Raw genomic sequence first — 19,657 nt, 5'->3', positions numbered from 1 at the left:
AAAAGATGCAATATGGGGGTTCTTAATGCTATAAGTGAATATTTAGGCACTCTTAAAAATTATACGGTAAAATATTCTCTATGATGAATCAAGACAACTGTAAAAAGATCCTTTTAATCAATGGCGTTAACTTAAACCTCTTAGGGATGCGTGAACCTGAAATTTATGGTCACACAACACTCAAGATGCTTGAGACGAACCTTATTGAGAAAGCAAAAGGACTTGGAATAGTATTACATACCATGCAAAGCAATCGTGAGTATGAGATTGTTGAAACTATTCACCAAGCAAAAGCACAAGGAATTGAAGGCTTTATTATTAATCCGGGTGCTTTTACACATACAAGCATTGCCATTCGTGATGCTTTTTTAGGGGTTGACATTCCTTTCGTAGAGATACATATTTCAAATGTATATCAGAGAGAATCATTTAGACACACATCTTACTTTTCAGATATTGCAAATGGCGTGATTGTTGGATGTGGACTTTATGGTTATGAACTTGCACTACTAAATATTACGAATATAATCTCTAACAAATAGATCAATAAGGAGATTCCTTGGGGAATCTCCTTATCATTTTACAATAGGAGCTAATCTTAATGGATATTAAAGAAATCGAAAAACTCGTAGAACTCATTGATAAATCATCAATTGATGAGATCGAGATCACAGACGGAGAAGAATCTCTTCGTATTAGCCGCTTCCCTAAAGAAACACAAGTATTTGCGGGCCAAATGCCAATGATGCAGCAACCACAAATCGCGGCAGCACCACAAACAAACGTACAAATGCCATCAGTTGCAACAACAGCAGCGCCAGAAGCGGCTCCTGCAGAACTTTCAGGTAAAGTTGTTCGCTCACCAATGGTAGGTACATTCTACCGTGCGGCATCTCCTACATCTGACGCATTCACAGAAATCGATGCACAAGTTAACGTTGGTGATGTGGTATGTATCATTGAAGCGATGAAGATGTTCAATCAGATCGAAGCTGAAGTCTCAGGTAAAGTAGTTAAATTCTTAGTTGAAAACGGTGAACCTGTTGAGTTCGATCAACCTCTAATGATCCTTGCATAAGGAGCAATTCGAGATGTTAAAAAAAGTATTAATAGCAAACCGTGGAGAGATCGCACTGCGTATTCTCAGAGCTTGTAAAGAGCTTGGAATTCAGACAGTTGCCGTTCACTCAACGGGTGATAAAGATTTAAAACATGTGCGCCTTGCAGATGAATCTGTCTGTATAGGACCACCTGCACCTGGTTTAAGTTACCTCAATATTCCAAGCATTATTGCAGCAGCTGAATTAACCAATGCCGATGGTATCCATCCTGGCTACGGTTTCTTAGCTGAAAACGCAGACTTTGCAGAACGCGCTGAAAATTCAGGCTTTGTATTCATTGGTCCTAAAGCGGAAACGATCCGCATTATGGGTGATAAAGTTTCTGCTAAAAAAGCAATGATTGAAGCAGGCGTTCCTTGTGTTCCGGGCTCTGGGGATGCGCTATCTGATAATAAAGAAGAGAATATCCGCCTTGCACAGGAAGTGGGCTACCCAATTATCGTTAAAGCTTCAGGCGGCGGCGGTGGGCGTGGAATGCGCGTTGTGGAATCTGAAAAAGATCTACTTCGTTCAATCGAGCTTACAAAAGCAGAAGCTCTTGCAGCTTTCGGGAATCCTGAAGTTTATATGGAGCGCTACCTACAGAAACCTCGTCACGTTGAAATTCAAATTTTAGCAGATGGTCAAGGTAATGCGATTCACTTAGGGGAGCGTGACTGTTCATTACAGCGTCGTCACCAAAAAGTATTAGAAGAAGCTCCAGCACCAGGGATTACCCCTGAAGAGCGTGCTCGTATTGGTCAAGCTTGTGTTGAAGCGTGTAAACGTATCAACTATCGCGGCGCCGGTACTTTTGAGTTCCTCTATGAAAATGGTGAATTCTTCTTTATCGAAATGAATACCCGTATTCAAGTTGAGCATCCCATTACTGAGATGATTACAGGTGTTGACCTTGTTCGTGAACAGCTTAAAATTGCAAGTGGTATGCCGCTGACTATCAAACAAGAAGATATCAAGTTTGAAGGCCATGCAATTGAATGCCGTATCAACGCAGAGCATCATGAAACGTTTATTCCTTCTCCTGGGATGATTACCACCTATCATCCACCTGGTGGTCCTGGAATTCGTATCGATACCCATATCTATGCAGGATACGCAGTTCCTCCTTTCTATGACTCAATGATCGCAAAAATCATCGCTTATGCGCCAACGCGCGAAATGGCGATTGGTCGTCTTAAAAATGCGCTTCATGAGCTTGTTATCGAAGGAATCAACACGAATGCTGAGCTACATTTAAAAATATTAAATGATCCAACATTCTTAAAAGGCGGTATGGATATCCACCATCTTGAAAAAATGCTTAAAGAGAGCAAAGTAACCGCTTAACTGCAAATACTTTCTATTCTTTAAATACTATAAAGCCACAGAATTTAACTTCTGTGGCTTTTTTTAATGTCGCTATTCAATCAATAATTATGGTAGATTCAGTTTAAGAAACACTATTTTAAATAGTATTAAGGGCACATAGAGTGTGTATCAAATTAGCTTGTACGCTGCCGAATAGAACCAGTCCTTCGCTTCTCATAATCGATGCGCTGGCAATCTGATTCAGTCACTTTTAAACCGATTTCACTATAATAGAAATAGCCTCATTTAAGATCCCTCGATCTCATTAGCGATATTAGTCCAAAAAAAAGGAAGGTAATCTTCTTCTTCGATACTCATTAATCTCATCGACGGCAATGCTAAAAAAGGATCTTCGAAAATACCAGTGGCGCGTCCCCTAATTCCCATCATTAAAAAAGAGGGATCAAATAGCGCTGTTTCCAACATTAAAATAGCATCTTCTTTAATCGATAGATGCGTAAATAAAAAATAATAAGCATCATCTGAAAATAGATCTAAAGGATTTTTAAATTCATCTCTAGCCATCAAAAGACAAACTCTTATGCTCGCTCTTCCTAACTGGTATTTATAATCGTTTAGAGCTAAACATTGATGATAATTTTTATCAGTCCCCCTCTTGAAAACGAATCACATGATCTTGGTAATAATCAACATAGCCATAACGATCAGGCTTACTTAGCTCTTCGATTTGAAAACGGATCGTTTGAGCGCTACTTAAAGTGGATAAAAGCGAGAATAGTACCCATAGCAGTATTAATGGCAAAAATATAACTCTCATTAAAAGATCTCTAAGCAATTGATTAATAGAGACAGTATCTCATAAAAAAATACCGCTCAAGCAAAGATTGAGCGGCATTCGATATTATTGACAAAGAGGCTTCTAAAATTAATTCAAGATCTCATCCTTCATCATCTCAATATGCAAATCATGACTATTAACACATGGTACAAATGTATAAGAACTACCACCTGCTCCCATGAAAATATCGTGATTTTCCATTGCCATCTCTTCTAGTGTTTCTAAGCAGTCAGCACTAAATCCTGGGCAGAAAACAGCGATATTTTTAATCCCCTTGGAAGGCGCTGTTTCAAAAAATTCCGCGGCATAAGGTTGAAGCCACTCCGCTTTTCCAAACCGAGATTGAAATACAGTTTCAAAGCGTTCTAACGGCTCGCCCATTCTCTCGGCAATGAGCTTGGTTGTCTCCATACATTGATCATAATACGGGTCGCCATCGACATAAGTCTGTTTTGGCATCCCATGAAAAGAGAAGACATATTTATCAATGGTTTTTCCTACCGTATTTTCCTTTATTTGGGCAATACAGGCATCAAGGTATAGAGGATTTTGATAATATGCCCCTAAAACACGAAGTGCTGGGAAATAACGAAGTTTTTTCAGCACATCACCGACATCATCCATGACAGAAGCCGTCGTAGCGGCTGAATATTGCGGATAAAGAGGGAATACAACAATCTCATCCACCTTCTTAGCAATTAGCTCATTAACCGCCTTTACCATCGAAGGATTGCCGTAGCGCATCGCAATGGTTACTTCATAGTTTTCTGGCAAAAGCTGACGCAGTTTTTCTGCTTGTTTTTCAGTAATCGTTAAAAGTGGCGAGCCATTATCCCAAACAATCTGATACTTTTCAGCCGATTGTGCAGGACGAGTATTGAGAATAATTCCATAAAGAATCGGATACCATTTCCATTTAGGTAACTCAATGACGCGAGGATCTTTTAAAAATTCTTCTAAATAGACTTTTAATGCAGCTTTAGTAGGCGCATCTGGCGTACCAAGGTTTGTTAAGACAATTCCGATCTTCTTCATTATTAAATCTCTTTTTTGTTCATTAATAAAAAGGGGCATACCCTATTCGAATATGCCCGCTATTTTAACAGTTATTTGATGCTAATTGCTAATCAATCTCATTTATGGGCTTGATAGCACATCAAATTGAAGATGATTAGCCAAGAAGTGATTTAACCGCATCTGCTTCTTCACGAAGTTCTTTCTCTGTTGCATCCATTTTTGCTTGTGAATATTCAGAGATTTCAAGACCTTGAACGATTTCAAAATCACCATTTTTACAAACACATGGGTATGAGTAGATAATCCCTTCTTTAACGCCGTATGAACCATCAGCTGGAACTGCCATTGATACCCAGTTACCTTCTTCTGTACCAAGCGCCCATGAACGCATATGGTCGATTGCTGATGATGCCGCTGACGCTGCTGATGACGCACCACGTGCTTTAATGATTGCTGCACCACGTTGTTGTACTTGTGGGATATAATCATTTTCGTACCATGCACGATCTACTAACTCAAGCGCTGGTTTTCCGTTAACTGTTGTGAACGTTAAATCAGGATATTGTGTTGATGAGTGGTTACCCCAGATTGTCATGTTCTTGATATCGTTGATATGTGAACCTGTTTTCTCAGCAAGAAGGCTTAAACCGCGGTTATGGTCAAGACGGGTCATTGCATGGAAGTTTCTTGGGTTAAGATCTGGGGCATTTTTCATTGCAATTAATGCGTTAGTATTTGCAGGATTTCCAACAACTAATACTTTCACATCACGGCTTGCGTGAGCATTCATTGCTTTACCTTGTGGACCAAAGATCGCGCCATTTGCTTCAAGAAGATCTTTACGTTCCATACCTGGACCACGAGGACGCGCACCAACTAACATTGCGTAATCTGTATCTTTAAATGCAACATTTAAATCATCTGTTGCAATGATATCTTGCACTAATGGGAATGCACAGTCATTAAGCTCCATCACAACACCTTTCAGTGCTTCTAATGCTGGCGTAATTTCAAGAAGTTGAAGGATTACAGGTTGATCAGGACCAAGCATATCGCCCGCTGCGATACGAAATGCCATTGCATAACCGATATTACCAGCAGCTCCAGTGATGGTGACTCTTACAGGTTGTTTCATGAATAATTCTCCTATGGGATAAATTTCAAGTTTGTAGTAAAAATGTAATCTTTTCTATTATACGCTTTCAAGTAAGAAAGTCTTCCCCTTTACTTGATTATCAATAACAATTGATAATCAGCTTAGCGTAATTTCAAGGATGCTAAACCAATTAAAACGAGAATAAAGGTGAAAATCCAAAACCTTACAATAACTCTGGGTTCAGGCCAACCTTTTAACTCAAAATGGTGATGAATAGGCGCCATTCTAAAGAGCCTTTTTTTGCGGAGTTTGAATGATCCTACTTGCAAAATCACGGATAAAGTCTCGACTACAAAAAGACCACTCATAATAAAGAAAACAAGCTCTTGACGAACAATGACCGCAATCACCCCTAATACGCCCCCTAAAGAGAGCGCACCCACATCCCCCATAAAAACTTGAGCAGGATATGTGTTAAACCATAAGAACCCTAAACCGGCTCCCACAATTGCAGCGCAGATAATTAATACTTCGCCAGCTCCTTCCACAAAAGGAAGCGAGAGATAAGTTGTATAAACAGAGTTTCCGGCAATATAAGCAAAAATAGCCAGTGCACCAGCCACCATAATCGTAGGCATAATGGCAAGTCCATCAAGTCCATCTGTCATATTGACCGCATTACTAGCCCCAACAATCACTAAATAAGTAAAAGGAATAAATAAGATCCCTAAAGGAATCGCTAAATCCTTAAAGTAAGGAATTAATAGATCCGTTTCAGCTGGCGTTGAAGCATTGAAATAGAGCGCTCCTGAGGCAATTAACCCTGCGATACTTAAATAGAGATATTTCTCTTTCGCCCGAAGCCCTAGAGATTGTTTTTTAATGACCTTACGATAATCATCTAAAAATCCAACGGCCCCAAATGAGAGCAAAACAAATAGCACAATCCAGATATCAATATTGGCTAAATCTGCCCACAATAGTGTTGAAAACAGAATCCCCACAATAATCAAAATACCGCCCATTGTGGGAGTTCCCTGCTTAGAGAGATGACTTTCTGGACCATCGGTACGCACAAACTGCCCAATTTGCTGCTTTTGCAACATCCTGATAAAACTCGGCCCCAAACCAATACTAAATACAAGCGCGGTTAATGCTGCCATAATGCCGCGCATCGTAATATACTGAAATACTCTTAGCGGCGACCAATAGTCAGCAAGATGGGAAAGTAGCGCATACAACATAATTGATCAGTCCTTTACTATTTTTCTATTTTTTTATTTCTTTAATAAGTTTAGCACTCAACCTGTTTAATCCCACATTAATCGTCGATTCATTAAACAAGTTTTATTTTTAGCAATCTTCACACTCGACTAAGGCTTCGTAAAAATATTGCATATTCATACTATTAGATCCTTTTAACAAAATGGTTAAAAGTGCAGAATCATTATAGTGTGCAATTTTTGTAGTAAGCGCTGTGAGTAAAGCTTCATGATCTGGGTAACTAACAGCCCCTTTTCCAAATCCCTTTACGGTATGTTTTGTTAATTCTCCTAGGGCAAACAACTCACTAAATCCGGCATTTTTAGCATAAATACCACACTCATCATGAATTTTTATCTCATCAACCCCAAGCTCGCGCATATCACCAAGGACAAGCCAACGATTGCCGGCGCTACAAGCATCTATCCCCGCCTTTAAAGAGTTAGGATTAGCGTTATAAGCATCATTAATCAGCTGAACATTATCTTTAATTTTAACAACTTGTAGGCGGCCTTTTACCGGCGCTAATGCTTCTAAGCCTTGCTTAATAGTGTCAACAGACTCTCCAGCTGCAACGGTTGCCGCACTTGCGGCTAACGCATTGAGAATATTGTGGCGACCTAATAGTTGCAAGGTGATGGGCGCTACTATTTTTTGCGGCGCAATATTTAGCGTAAATTGATTATTTCCCACAATATCGCTTGCATAAATATCGGCAGGATTTTCAATAGCAAATGTGAGGGATTTAAAATCTACAACACACCCCTTCCAATAATCGACAAACTGATCATCAGCATTAATAATGGCAGTGCCAGATTCAGCTAGTCCTAGGAATATCTCTGACTTAGCTTTAGCAACCCCTTCAAGAGAGCCAAACCCCTCCAAATGACAAGCGCCGGCATTATTTAAAATCGCAATATCAGGCTGGACGATTTTCGTTAGATATTCAATCTCTTTAGGATGATTTGCTCCCATCTCTATCACTGCATGTGTATGATGCTTATTAAGTCTTAAGAGCATCAGCGGGCAACCGACATGATTATTATAATTACCTTCTGTTGCTAAAACTTCATGATTAACCGATAAGATCGAGGTGACCATCTCTTTTAAGGTCGTTTTCCCATTAGAGCCTGTTAGCGCAATCATGGTTCCTTTCCATGCTTTTCGCCACGCTTTCGCAATCTTCCCCAAAGCTTTTTGACTATCTTTAACCACAATTTGCGCAATCTCAGCCGAAGGAATAAAGCGCTCAACAACTGCGCAAATTGCCCCTTTTAATTCAGCACTTTCAAGATAATCATGCGCATCAAAACGCTCACCTTTCCATGCAAAAAATAGCTCGCCAGGTTTTAACTTTCGAGTATCGCTTGCGGCGCCAAAAAAGTAAGCATCTTGTCCTTTGAGCTCACCTTTCATAATTTTGGCTGCTTCAGATAGCTTCATATTATAGCTCCTCATTATTTTTCTGAACTTCGGCGAAATCAGAGAAATAGATCTCTCTGTCACCTAAAATTTGGTAATCTTCATGCCCTTTTCCGGCAATTAAAATAATATCGCCCTTTTGACTTCTAGCAATCGCAAGCGCAATTGCCTTTGCCCTATCCGCTTCAATGACAATATTTTCAGATGAGCGATTTTTAAAACCAGTCTCGATATCTTTAATAATTAATAACGGATCTTCAAAGCGCGGATTATCACTTGTGACAATCACTTGATCGGCAAACTCTTCTGAAATCTCGGCCATTAATGGACGCTTTCCTGTATCCCGATTCCCACCACAACCAAAGACAGAGACTAACCGCCCCTCATCTAAATGCTCACGCAATGAAATCAAGGCTTGTTTTAACGCATTTGGCTTATGGGCGTAATCCACAACGGCAACTGCGCCATTATTAAGGTGGACCATCTCCATACGCCCTTTAACATTCGTAATCGCCGGGATGGAATCGATAATATCCGTTATAGAAAGACCAAATGTTAAGAGCGTACCGATTGCAGCTACTAGATTATAAGCATTAAAGGCTCCATAAAGATGACTCTCAATAGGGTATTGCTGACCATGATATTGAAGAGTGAAACGCAATCCCTTTTCATGCAGTTTAAGATTTTGAATCTGCAGATAATTCGCTTCATCTGAATTTTTTGTTCCATAAGGGAAACGAGTCACAGCTGGTTTTTCTTCTTTTAATCTTTGATTGAGCTTTTCTCCAAAAGCGTCATCAATATTGATAACACTGTTTTCTTGATCATACTCCATAAAAAGCCGAGCTTTCGCTGCGCCATAAGCTTCTATCGTGCCATGATAATCGAGATGATCCCGATTTAAGTTGGTAAAAACCGTCGTTTTAAATTTTAATCCTTCTACTCGCTTTTGATCGAGCGCATGGGAGGTTACCTCAAGAGCAATCGGTAACATTCCACTGAGTAAAACGCGCACATCATCCACTTTATCAATCTCTGCTAAAGATTGATAAAGCGCCATAAGATCTGGTGTGGTATGGGTATTTTCTTTTAAGCTTCCCATAAAGCCGATACCATTCGTCCCTACTAATCCACAATCGATATTTAAAGCACTAAAGGCTTTAGTAATAAACTGCGTCACGGAGGTTTTCCCTTCGGTTCCCGTAACGCCAATTAACTCGATACGAGATTGTAGATCTTCATAGAACTTAAAGGTTAATTGACGCATTAACGGGTCAATCTCTACAACTTTTAAAGATGGAATTTCTTCTAATAGTGGAAACTGATTCTCGGGATCTTCATAAATTATCGCACTCACACCCGTAGAAATCAGCGCTTCTAAATAATCTAAGCCATGAGCTTTTGCCCCTTTTTTGGCAAAGAAAAGATCCCCTTTTTGGGCATAACGGCTATCTGAAGATAACCCTGAAACAACTATTTGAGAGAACTCAGGAGGAATCTCGTTCACAACACCACTTTGCTGTAATAAATCTTGTAAAGTCATTCTCTTCTCTCCTTTTTAACAACGATATTCTCTATTTAGCGATCAACTTAATATTAGGATCATCTAAGAGTGCGTCCGGCTTTGTGCCCATAATTCTTAAAGTACTTCGCATCACCTCACTAAAAATAGGTGCTGCAACTAAGCCACCGTAATAACCATCTTTTCTCGGCTCATCAATCATCACTGCAACCACATAACGCGGATCTGAAATAGGGGCAATTCCTACAAAAAAGCTTCTATGATGCGTACTACTATATTTTCCATTGATAATCTTACGAATCGTCCCAGATTTTCCCCCGACCCTAAAGTTAGGAACTGTTGCTCGCCAACCGCCAGCACCTCTTGCCTTATCCGTAGCCGCTTCTAACATCACTAAGACATCTTCTGTAACTTTCGGGCTAAATATTGGGGTCGTTTCTGGATAGTAATCATTTTTCACTAATCGTAAAGGACGATAATTCCCCTCATTCCCAAAAACAGTATACATTTGTGCCAGTTTTAACGTATTAACACTAATCCCATAGCCGTAAGCTTTTGTAGCATATTCAAAGGGATCAAGCTGCCAACGTCTTAATGTCCCTAATCGACCCGGCTCTTCACCCGTTAATCGAATTTGACTCTTTTGACCAATGCCAATTTGATTAAAGATATTAAATAAGATGGATGGATCTAATGATTCAGCAATCTTTACAACCCCGATATTACTCGATTTTGCTAAAACCGTCGTCACATCCATTGAGTCTGATAAAGAGACATCTCGAATAAGATTTTTACCAATACGATAGCCACTTCGACCCGTTTTAACGATTGAATCAGGCTTCCAGCGACCATGCTCCATACCCGCTGCAACGATAAAGGGCTTGATCGTTGACCCAGGCTCAAAGATATCTGTAATCGCGCGATTTTTAAGTAAGGTTGCACGGCGATCCTCTAATCGATTAGGATTTCCCGCAGGCTGATTGACCATCGCTAAGATATCCCCTGTTCGCATATCTGCAACAATGACCGATCCCGCTACAGCTTCATGCTTAATCATCCCGGTCTTTAGCGCTCTATAAGCTGAAATTTGAATACGACGATCAATCGTTAAATTTAGATCTTGGCTCTCACGATGATTCTCTTGATCAACAATCTCACGACGCTCAATAACACGCCCTTTAGCATCTTTTAAAATTCTTGTGGTTGTGCTATTACCCTTTAACCAATCTTGATAGGCAAGTTCAATACCTTCAATCCCATCATCATCAATATCGGTAAACCCTAAAATATGGGAGGTAATTTCAGCATCGGGATAATATCTCTTATATTCGATCTGATCATAAACACCCGGAATCTTTAATGCCATCAGCACTTTTGCTTCATGCGGAGGCAATTGTCGTTTCAGCCAATAAAAACGAGACTTTTGGCGATTTAAAACTAATTGCTTAATCTCTTCTTCAGGGCGCTTTAAAAAATAAGCAAGTTTGGGAAGCTCATGAAGATTTTGACTTAAGATACTCGGATCAATCCAGATAGATCTTACTTCGGTAGATAAGGCAATAGGCTCACCATTACGATCAAAAATTGTGCCGCGAATAGCGGGCTTATTCATATGACGAACAAACCGATTATCCCCCTGTTCAAGGAGAAAATCGGTCATATAATATTGAAGGTAAAGGGCGCGAACTGCAACTGCTACTGCGATTAAGGTAAAGATACCTAGTACAAAATATCGCCGCCATTCCCGCCACTTCCTTTTCGCAGGTTTTGATGAATTCTTCATCCGCTATAGATACTCTCTAAAAAATGGATCTGTCAGCGATTACTGCGCATTGATTTTGTTATCAAGACCTACATACTGAACATCTGTATTTGTCTCAATAACATAAACCACTGCATTTTCATCAGGAACGACCATGCGCAATTGTTCACGTGTTTCTTGGTCTAGTAATGCTTCGGTCACAAGCATGCTCTCCTCAAGTTGCAATCGTCCAAACTCTTCACGTAAAACAGTATTTTCACGTTCTACCTGATCAATCTCATTCCAAAGCTTATAGCTCTCTTGAATAGTCATCGCACGATTAACCCCTAAGAAGACAACGGCCATCATTACTACTATTACTAAATTTTCTGTTCTCATAAGACCCTCTTTGCAACTCTTAAAATTGCACTTCTTGAACGCACATTCTCACGGCATTCTTCATCACTTGCTTTAATAGGCTTCCCTATTACTTTTAGCGCAGCATCACCTGCACTGATTAATACGGGGAGATCAGGGTAAAGATCTTTTACCGTTGATTGCTCTCTCATAAAATGTTTAACGATCCGATCCTCAAGCGAATGGAAGCTTATCACTGCCAATCGCCCTTCAGGACCAAGTAACTCCACCGCATGCGATAATGCAGATTCAAGCTGATCAAGCTCTCCATTTACCGCAATTCTAATTGCCTGAAATACCCTAGTCGCAGGATGAATCCGCCCCTCTTTAAAAGGCATCGCATTACTAACAATCTCCGCTAATTCAAGCGTTGATGTAATTCGTTTTTCTTGACGATATTCATCAATGGCTCTTGCCACTCTTCCAGAAAAACGCTCTTCACCATACGCTTTAAACGCATGCGCCATGGCTTCTACTTCTGTTTCTGCAATCCAATCTTCAGCACTCACACTTGCTGCTTGATCCATTCGCATGTCTAAAGGACCTTCCTTCATAAAGCTAAAACCTCGTTTAGCCTCATCTAATTGTGGGGAGGAAACCCCTATATCCATTAAAATGCCATCCACATGCTCAATACCGAGTTCGCGAATGAGCGATAACATATTCCCCATCTCTCCACGAACAAACTTAAAGTTAGGATATTTAGCAAAATGCTCATGCGCATAAGCCTCTGCCGTTAAATCCCGATCGATCCCAATTAAGAGTCCTTCTGGATTTAAATGTTGCAAAATTTCTCGCGAATGCCCTCCTCGCCCAAATGTGGCATCAACATATATTCCAGAGGGATTAATGTTTAATGCTTCAATGGACTCATTTAAAAGCACTGAAATATGTTTATTTGGAGGATTACTCACAATTATCCTTTCTGTTTAGTCTATTAGCGCAAATATTACACTTTTTATTCAAAACTTTCCACTTTTCGCCACTTTTCTCCACTAAATTTATTTTTAAGCAAAAAAATAGAGGCTTTTGCCTCTACTTTTCTTTAAAAAACAGCGATGGTAAATGGTTTTGATTTATGGTCTTTTTTACACACAAAACAATAAATCTAAAATTCAGCGATAACCCCTACAATATGTGCGTTAACAATGATTCAAAACATAAAACAACAACTTAATCTCGACACTGATTAGGGAGTAAATGGATACTCACATCTCCGCTTTGGCACTTTAATAATCCTCTTGTTAAGTGATCAAGCGAATTAAATGAAAAAATAAACTTTTTCTCTTCATTATTAATAAATAATTTATTAAAAAGTACTTCTAAGTGATTATCTGGATAGATTGTGATCGATTTTATCTCCGGCGCTTTCTCTTTTAAAAACTGATTTGAAACCGTTATAGGAGATAATACTTTTTCCATAGAGAGATTTAATGCCACTTCTGAAATAATCTCTTTGGCATTATTTAGCTCATTATCAATCTGCTTTTTTAGCATCATATCGCGAACAACAATTCCCACAACGCTTGCAATTAGCAGCAATAAAATGAGGGTAATCATCATTTCTGGCTTGATCCGACGTAAGAAAAATTCTTGCACGTTAAACTCTGCTCTACAGGTTAAAAGAAGCTCTGATTATAGCATAATGCACGTATAAAAAATCTCTTACATCATTAAAAATTTCTTACATCAATTCATATTCTAGATTTAAGAATCTGCTAATTGACAACTTGCCGGCAGATCAGATTCTGGCATATTTTCCCCCACACAGCGCCAGCGAATAACACTTCCATTATCACTAATATCTGCTGTTAATCGTAATTGCACCACTCCATCTCCACTTTCTCCCACCACTTCTGAAGCTTTATAGGTAACGGTAATTTGATTACCATTAACAGCTATAGATTCCACACTATTTCCAGCATAACTCTCAGGCTCCCCAAGATTAAGTTCTCCATGAGAATTATCGCTACTAGGCCAGCGATTATTTAATGTGTAAAACAGCTCTACGTCTAGTTGAATACCACTTGCTAGCGTTACGCCTTCTGTTATTTTAGCACTCTGAACATAACTACGATAAATAGGAACCGCGATCATACTAATCACCGCCACTAATGCCAGCACAATTAATAACTCCATCAAAGTAAATCCCGCTTCTTGCTGGCGATAATGTTGATAGCGATTAAAAAACTTCCTCTGATTCACCAATAACGGATCTCTTAAATAGGTTTGAAGCATAATGTCTCCTTGTAAGATTAAATATAAAACTTCAATCAAAACAATGATTAGTTAATCTATTTTTATCTCTCCCTTTAAATTGATCACCAATCACTTAACCCTTATTAAGGGTAGTAGAGCAATCGATTATTTTGGAGAATTCCCCTTCAAACCAAAACCTCTATCATGTTGCTTTCTCTACTATAAAAATACAAAATAGAGACCCTAAAACGGATTTAAAATATTATTCCTCTTTATCATGGACATTTATTGAATATGAAAAAAATGCCTCACTATATCCTTCTGCTACTCATCACAGCCTTCCTCACCGCTTGCGCAAGCTCAACACAATCAGGATTAACAGGTATCAATCGCTCACAATTACAAATTGTCTCTGCCGAAGAACTTAATACTAATGCTAAAACACGCTATTTAGGGCTTATTAATAGCGCTAAAAGTGAAGGTGCAATTGATAACAACTCACGCACAGCAAAACGAGTCAATACGATTTTTAAACGACTAGTACCCCACACCACAATCTTTAGACCTGATGCACAATTATTTGAATGGGAAATCCATGTGATTAAAAGCAATGAGCTTAATGCCTTTGCAATGCCAGGGGGAAAAATGGTTGTCTATAGCGGTATTGTAGATCGCCTAACACTCTCTGATGATGAAATAGCCGCTATTGTTGGCCACGAAATGGCTCACGTTCTTCGAGAGCATAGCCGAGAAAAGGTTTCTCAAGAACTGTTAAAGTCTTCTGGTATTTCAATCGTTTCAGCAGTTCTAGGATTAGGGAGTGGTGGGGACTCACTATTACAACAAGCAGGGGATGTTGCTTTCTCCCTTCCTTTTTCTCGCACCATGGAGAGTGAAGCCGATACTATTGGCTTAGAATTAATGGCGCTTGCCGGCTATGATCCTAATGCGGCGGTTACTTTATGGCAAAAAATGGCTAAAGCCTCTGGAAATACTGGAAGCTCACTACTTTCCACTCACCCATCAAGCCCTGAAAGAATCGCTAATATACAATCTCAAATCCCCAAAGTTGCCCATCTTAAAAAATAATTATTTAAACCTTACAGTAAAGTCAGTTTAAAAACATCTATCTTGCTTGCCGCGAGAGGGAATACTTGCATGTTTTTAGAAATTACGTGCCAGCAGTTTTAAGCCTTTTTTCGGTTCGTATCGGAATTTAATGTGTAATAGCTATATCTCGTGCCCACAATTTTAAATCCAAAGCTTTTATTTATCCTATTTCACTATATTAGTAAAATCGGTTTAAAAGAGACTGAATCAGATTGCTGGTGCATCAATTATGAGAAATGCAAGAATGGTTCTATCTGCATCATGCAAGCGGGTTTGATTCGCACACTCTACTGTTTTACTTTTATAGTAAAATCGGTTCAAAAGAAGCCGACTCAAATGCCGGCGCTCTGCTATGAGAAGCAAGGAGTTGGTTCTATCAGGCATCTTGCAAGTCTGTTTAATACGCCCTTATATCAATTAATGCAAAGCTGGGGCGAATATTTCGTGTTCTTTCTAAAACCCCGCGCCAGCAGTTTTTCTTAAACCAAATCACTATAAGACGAATCAGTAACAACCAAAAAAGCTAGATCCCAATGGATACCTAGCTTTTTTTAAATCTTAGAAAAAATTGATGCTCAAAAGCTACCCTAAAAAATCGACAAACCATGCTTCAAGCGCCCAATCTGTACGAGTTTGTGATGATCTTAATCGATTAATTTCTACAAGCTTTTCATACTGTAATAAGCGCATTTTTTCTGGCATATTTAGCAAGATCATAAAAATAGCCTCCAAATTTGGAAAGAGCGATCGCCGCGCTTCTTCAAATGAACTTGTTAACAAGAAAAATAGATAACTAAAACTTAAATCCTCAGATTCTAATAATGCCGCTACGCCTTTAGCAGGCGAAATCTCTCGAGATAATAGATCGTGAATAGTTTGAAGCAAGTTTCCCCGCTTTTCTAAATAATTATCCTCTAAGTAGGACAATGCCTTAAAAGGCGCATCAAAAGAGATGGCTAATAGCAATCGTAAAACCTCAGCATTAATCTGCTGCCCCTTTTTTACCGTCAAATCTTGCAAAAAAAACAGCGCTTCCTCTACGCTAGGAGCATGGACAAAATAATCCTGACAACGACTTCTCACTGTAATTGGAAGTTTTTCAATACTACTGCTTTCTAAAATAAAAAAAAGATCCGTAGGCGGTTCTTCTAATACTTTTAACAAGCTATTTGCCGCATTAAGGTTCATGCGATCAGCATGTTTAATTACAACGACCTTCTTGCCTGTTTCTGGTGTTAAGCGCGCAAATTGCTGGATATTTCTAATCTCATCCACTTTAATTTCCGCCTCACCTTTAATCTCATAAAGATCAGGATGAAATCCAGAAGCAATCCAGCGGCAGCTTTGGCAAACACCACAAGGTAAACCATCTTTTAATTCTCGGCACAAAATACCGCTAACAAGCGCATCTGCTAAGCAGACTTTCCCTACCCCTTCTTTACCATAAAGCATTAAGGCATGAGGCGGTTTTTGCCCCTTAAAGCGCATTAAAAGCTCATGGTAATCTTTTTGTAACCACGGAACCTCTTGAAAATTCACTGCAACAACTTTATCTTCCATATTGCGCAATCAACTCCCTTAGCCGTTGATAAATCGAATCAGAAACTTCATCTACTGAAAGAAGCGCATCGATCTTATAAAACTGAAGAAATCGCTCTTTAGAAAGAGAGCGAAAACCTTCAGAGACTGCTTCAAAAAAGGCGAGATTTTCTACTTCAAAACGATCTTTCTCCCCCCTATTTTGCACACGTTTCATTCCCTCAATAATGGGAATATCAAACCAAAATGTACAATCAGGGCGAAGAGATCCTTGAATGAGATTTTCTAATACTGCAATTTTCTCTAACGAAATGCCGCGCGCATAACCTTGGTAAGCATAACTAGACTCGGTAAAACGATCACAAAGAACCCATTTTCCAGCACTAATAGCCGGGATAATAACCTTATCAAGATGCTCAGCCCTTGCAGCAAACATTAAGAGCAGCTCTGTCATTTGAGTCATATCATCTTGCAATAATAATCCTCTAATTTTTTCTCCTAAAGCTGTACCGCCAGGCTCTCGAGTAGTAACCACCTCAAAGCCTTCTGCCTCAAGAAATGTTTTTACTCGATTAATCTGCGTAGTCTTACCAGCACCTTCTGTTCCTTCAAATGTGATAAACATCCCCATTGGGTGATCAACATCTGCCATCATCTCACCTTTATTGTCGATTACGTTCACGGCGTCTATACTCTCTTACCGCATTATTATGCTCATCTAAAGTGACGGAGAAAACATGCTCACCAGAGCCATCTCCTTTTGCCACAAAATAGAGCGTTTTCCCCTCTTTAGGGTCAATCGCAGCAAAGATTGCCTCTCGACTCGGCATTGCGATAGGCGTTGGAGGAAGCCCATTTCTAGTATAGGTATTATAAGGTGTATCTCTTTGAAGATCTGACTGATAGATCTTACCTCGATAACTATCACCTAACCCATAAATAACGGTAGGATCTGTTTGTAAGCGCATTCCTTTTTGTAATCTACGAGTAAACACTCCAGCAATCTCTGGGCGCTCACTTGCAACACCACTCTCTTTTTCAACAATAGAGGCAAGTGTTAATAACTCATGCTTATTTTTTAATGGTAAATTAGGCTTACGTTGACTCCAAGCATCATCTACCACTTTTGTCATTGCACTATGACTACGCTTTAAAAGATCGGCATCTGAATAATTCTTAGGGAAAAAATAGGTATCTGGTAAAAAATATCCTTCAAATGGCTCTCCCTCTAAATTAAGCGCTGCCATTACCTCATCATTGGTTAAACCTTTTAACGTTTGATTAAGATGTGGCGACTTCTCAAGTGCTTGCCTTAATTGAGAAAAATTCCAGCCTTCAATAATTGTGAAGTTATACTGCAACACCCGCCCACTTGTGATGATCGCTAAAAGATCTTCAGGATAGAGCGTTGGCTGCAGAGAATACTCCCCCACTTTTAACTTATTTGCATCTCCTGTAAACCGCGCATACCACTTAAAATAAAGCGCATTACGAATAATATTCTTCCCTCGTAACAAGGTCACAACATCATCAATATTCATCCCCGGCGTAATATCTAAAACAATCCCTTTCTCAGGAAGATTCACAGGCGTTTTCAAGAAGCTTTCCACATCTTTTGACACCACAAAAAAACCGCCTAAAAGCAGGATTAAAAAGATAATCACACTAACTTTTGATAGAAGATAGCGAAAAAATGTCTGAATAATTTTACCAATCAGTCTCAATGGGAACCTCTTAATCTAACTTTCTAAAAATTAAGCTACCATTGGTTCCACCAAACCCAAATGAGTTAGACAATACAACATTAAGCGTTGCGGGTCTTGCAACCTTCCCAACAATATTATACTCAGCCGTTGCCGGCTCAGGATTATCTAAGTTAATCGTTGGTGGAATAATCTGATCACGAAGTGCTAATATTGAAAAAATCGCTTCAATACCGCCAGCTGCTCCCAATAAATGGCCTGTCATCGACTTGGTAGAGCTAATAGCAACATCTTTAATGGCATCTCCAAAAGTTGTTTTAACAGCCTCAAGCTCCATTAAATCACCAACTGGCGTTGATGTACCATGGGCATTAATATAATCAATATCACTTGCTTGAATGCCGGCATCTTTAATTGCCGCATCCATACAAAGAGAAGCACCCTCACCATCGGGGGATGGACTTGTAATATGATAAGCATCAGAGCTCATCCCAAAACCAATCAATTCGCAATAAATATGTGCGCCGCGTGCTTTTGCATGCTCATAATCTTCTAAAACAATAACCCCAGCACCATCACCTAAAAGGAAACCATCACGATCAACATCCCACGGTCTAGATGCTTTTTCTGGCTCATCATTTCGACGAGATAAAGCTCTTGCCGCAGCAAATCCTGCAACACCTAAGGGGGTTGTTGCCATTTCAGCACCGCCCGCAAGCATCACATCGGCGTCACCATGCTCGATTAAACGTGCCGCTAACCCAATTGAATGCGTCGCTGATGCACATGCTGTCACAGCGGCAATATTAGGACCTTTCAATCCTGTTAAAATTGATAGCTGCCCTGAAACCATATTCACAATCGATCCTGGCACAAAAAATGGGCTTACCTTATTAGGGCCACGATCAATTAACGTAGAGTGATTCTCCTCAATTCCAGGGAGACCACCAATACCAGATCCGACCATCGCACCCACACGATTTGCATTATCTGCATTAATCTCTAAACCTGAATCTTTAAGCGCATCTAACCCTGCCGCAATACCATATTGAATGAATAGATTCATTCGTCTTGCATCTCTTGGGGAAATATATTGTGAAATATCAAAATCTTTTACAGGTGCTGAAAAAGTCACAGGCGATTCACTTGCATCAAACATTGTAATTGGCGCTGCACCACTTTTCCCTGCTAAAATATTTTTCCAAGACTCTTCAAAAGTATTTCCTACAGGTGTCACGGCACCAAGCCCTGTAACTACCACTCGACGTTTCATTAAAAATTCCCCTTATGCATCTATTTATTTAAATATCATCTTAAAATAAAAAAGCGACTGTATAGAGCTTAAAATAAGTCCTAAACAG

20 protein-coding genes are annotated in these 19,657 nt (G+C 39.5%); 4 read left to right on the top strand and 16 right to left on the bottom strand.

Going from position 1 to position 19,657, the window contains the following annotated elements:
- Positions 1 to 83 precede the first annotated feature (83 nt).
- Genes aroQ through accC form a run of 3 tightly spaced genes read left to right on the top strand, consistent with a single transcriptional unit; the run spans position 84 to position 2,447 of the window.
- Positions 84 to 542: a type II 3-dehydroquinate dehydratase gene (gene aroQ, locus MMG00_RS01270; protein ID WP_242153221.1), complete on the top strand. Its 459-nt coding sequence runs from the start codon at positions 84 to 86 to the stop codon at positions 540 to 542.
- Between the two features lie 59 nt (positions 543 to 601).
- Positions 602 to 1,078, top strand: coding sequence for an acetyl-CoA carboxylase biotin carboxyl carrier protein (gene accB, locus MMG00_RS01265; protein ID WP_242150259.1), 477 nt, complete (start codon positions 602 to 604; stop codon positions 1,076 to 1,078).
- 13 nt (positions 1,079 to 1,091) lie between these two features.
- On the top strand, positions 1,092 to 2,447 hold the full coding sequence (gene accC / locus MMG00_RS01260; protein ID WP_242150256.1) for an acetyl-CoA carboxylase biotin carboxylase subunit: 1,356 nt from the start codon (positions 1,092 to 1,094) through the stop codon (positions 2,445 to 2,447).
- Positions 2,448 to 2,714: 267 nt separating this feature from the next.
- Here accC and MMG00_RS01255 read toward each other — a convergent pair whose 3' ends face one another.
- The 12 genes from MMG00_RS01255 to MMG00_RS01200 form a co-directional block, all read right to left on the bottom strand.
- Positions 2,715 to 2,993, bottom strand: coding sequence for a hypothetical protein (locus tag MMG00_RS01255; protein WP_242150254.1), 279 nt, complete (start codon positions 2,991 to 2,993; stop codon positions 2,715 to 2,717).
- 79 nt (positions 2,994 to 3,072) lie between these two features.
- On the bottom strand, positions 3,073 to 3,246 hold the full coding sequence (locus MMG00_RS01250; protein WP_242150251.1) for a hypothetical protein: 174 nt from the start codon (positions 3,244 to 3,246) through the stop codon (positions 3,073 to 3,075).
- 108 nt (positions 3,247 to 3,354) lie between these two features.
- A complete protein-coding gene (gene hemH / locus MMG00_RS01245; RefSeq protein ID WP_242150248.1) occupies positions 3,355 to 4,302 on the bottom strand; it encodes a ferrochelatase in 948 nt (315 codons plus the stop codon).
- 136 nt (positions 4,303 to 4,438) lie between these two features.
- Positions 4,439 to 5,419, bottom strand: a complete 981-nt coding sequence (locus tag MMG00_RS01240; protein ID WP_242150245.1) for a malate dehydrogenase — start codon at positions 5,417 to 5,419, stop codon at positions 4,439 to 4,441.
- Positions 5,420 to 5,541: 122 nt separating this feature from the next.
- Positions 5,542 to 6,624 carry a phospho-N-acetylmuramoyl-pentapeptide-transferase gene (gene mraY, locus MMG00_RS01235; RefSeq protein ID WP_242150242.1) on the bottom strand — a complete coding sequence of 361 codons (1,083 nt, stop codon included), beginning with the start codon at positions 6,622 to 6,624 and terminating at the stop codon, positions 5,542 to 5,544.
- 109 nt (positions 6,625 to 6,733) lie between these two features.
- Positions 6,734 to 8,086, bottom strand: a complete 1,353-nt coding sequence (locus MMG00_RS01230; protein ID WP_242150239.1) for a UDP-N-acetylmuramoyl-tripeptide--D-alanyl-D-alanine ligase — start codon at positions 8,084 to 8,086, stop codon at positions 6,734 to 6,736.
- 1 nt (position 8,087) lies between these two features.
- Complete coding sequence (locus tag MMG00_RS01225) at positions 8,088 to 9,608, bottom strand: UDP-N-acetylmuramoyl-L-alanyl-D-glutamate--2,6-diaminopimelate ligase (protein WP_242150236.1); 1,521 nt, start codon at positions 9,606 to 9,608, stop codon at positions 8,088 to 8,090.
- A 31-nt stretch (positions 9,609 to 9,639) separates the two neighbouring features.
- On the bottom strand, positions 9,640 to 11,370 hold the full coding sequence (locus MMG00_RS01220; protein ID WP_242150232.1) for a peptidoglycan D,D-transpeptidase FtsI family protein: 1,731 nt from the start codon (positions 11,368 to 11,370) through the stop codon (positions 9,640 to 9,642).
- A gap of 39 nt (positions 11,371 to 11,409) precedes the next feature.
- Positions 11,410 to 11,727 carry a cell division protein FtsL gene (locus MMG00_RS01215; protein WP_242150231.1) on the bottom strand — a complete coding sequence of 106 codons (318 nt, stop codon included), beginning with the start codon at positions 11,725 to 11,727 and terminating at the stop codon, positions 11,410 to 11,412.
- The gene (rsmH, locus tag MMG00_RS01210) at positions 11,724 to 12,659 is read right to left on the bottom strand and encodes a 16S rRNA (cytosine(1402)-N(4))-methyltransferase RsmH (RefSeq protein WP_242150228.1); all 936 of its coding nucleotides are present in this window, start codon (positions 12,657 to 12,659) and stop codon (positions 11,724 to 11,726) included. Before rsmH ends, MMG00_RS01215 begins: the two co-directional genes overlap by 4 nt.
- A gap of 259 nt (positions 12,660 to 12,918) precedes the next feature.
- Complete coding sequence (locus tag MMG00_RS01205) at positions 12,919 to 13,308, bottom strand: hypothetical protein (protein WP_242150224.1); 390 nt, start codon at positions 13,306 to 13,308, stop codon at positions 12,919 to 12,921.
- Positions 13,309 to 13,452: 144 nt separating this feature from the next.
- Positions 13,453 to 13,983, bottom strand: a complete 531-nt coding sequence (locus MMG00_RS01200) for a pilin (RefSeq protein WP_242150222.1) — start codon at positions 13,981 to 13,983, stop codon at positions 13,453 to 13,455.
- A gap of 255 nt (positions 13,984 to 14,238) precedes the next feature.
- Between MMG00_RS01200 and MMG00_RS01195 the strand changes: the two genes are divergently transcribed.
- Positions 14,239 to 15,033: a M48 family metallopeptidase gene (locus MMG00_RS01195; protein WP_242150220.1), complete on the top strand. Its 795-nt coding sequence runs from the start codon at positions 14,239 to 14,241 to the stop codon at positions 15,031 to 15,033.
- A gap of 603 nt (positions 15,034 to 15,636) precedes the next feature.
- Here MMG00_RS01195 and MMG00_RS01190 read toward each other — a convergent pair.
- The 4 genes from MMG00_RS01190 to fabF are packed head-to-tail and all read right to left on the bottom strand — an operon-like array spanning position 15,637 to position 19,569.
- Positions 15,637 to 16,614: a DNA polymerase III subunit delta' gene (locus MMG00_RS01190; RefSeq protein ID WP_242150218.1), complete on the bottom strand. Its 978-nt coding sequence runs from the start codon at positions 16,612 to 16,614 to the stop codon at positions 15,637 to 15,639.
- Positions 16,604 to 17,275 carry a dTMP kinase gene (tmk, locus tag MMG00_RS01185; protein ID WP_242150216.1) on the bottom strand — a complete coding sequence of 224 codons (672 nt, stop codon included), beginning with the start codon at positions 17,273 to 17,275 and terminating at the stop codon, positions 16,604 to 16,606. Before tmk ends, MMG00_RS01190 begins: the two co-directional genes overlap by 11 nt.
- Positions 17,256 to 18,317 (bottom strand): endolytic transglycosylase MltG, encoded by a 1,062-nt coding sequence (gene mltG / locus MMG00_RS01180; protein WP_242150214.1) that lies wholly within the window; start codon positions 18,315 to 18,317, stop codon positions 17,256 to 17,258. Before mltG ends, tmk begins: the two co-directional genes overlap by 20 nt.
- 10 nt (positions 18,318 to 18,327) lie before the next feature.
- Positions 18,328 to 19,569, bottom strand: coding sequence for a beta-ketoacyl-ACP synthase II (gene fabF / locus MMG00_RS01175; RefSeq protein WP_242150212.1), 1,242 nt, complete (start codon positions 19,567 to 19,569; stop codon positions 18,328 to 18,330).
- Positions 19,570 to 19,657 lie beyond the last annotated feature (88 nt).

The organism is Ignatzschineria rhizosphaerae, assembly GCF_022655595.1.
In the GTDB taxonomy this organism is placed as follows: domain Bacteria; phylum Pseudomonadota; class Gammaproteobacteria; order Cardiobacteriales; family Wohlfahrtiimonadaceae; genus Ignatzschineria; species Ignatzschineria rhizosphaerae.
This window is presented reverse-complemented; position numbering and strand designations above follow the sequence as displayed.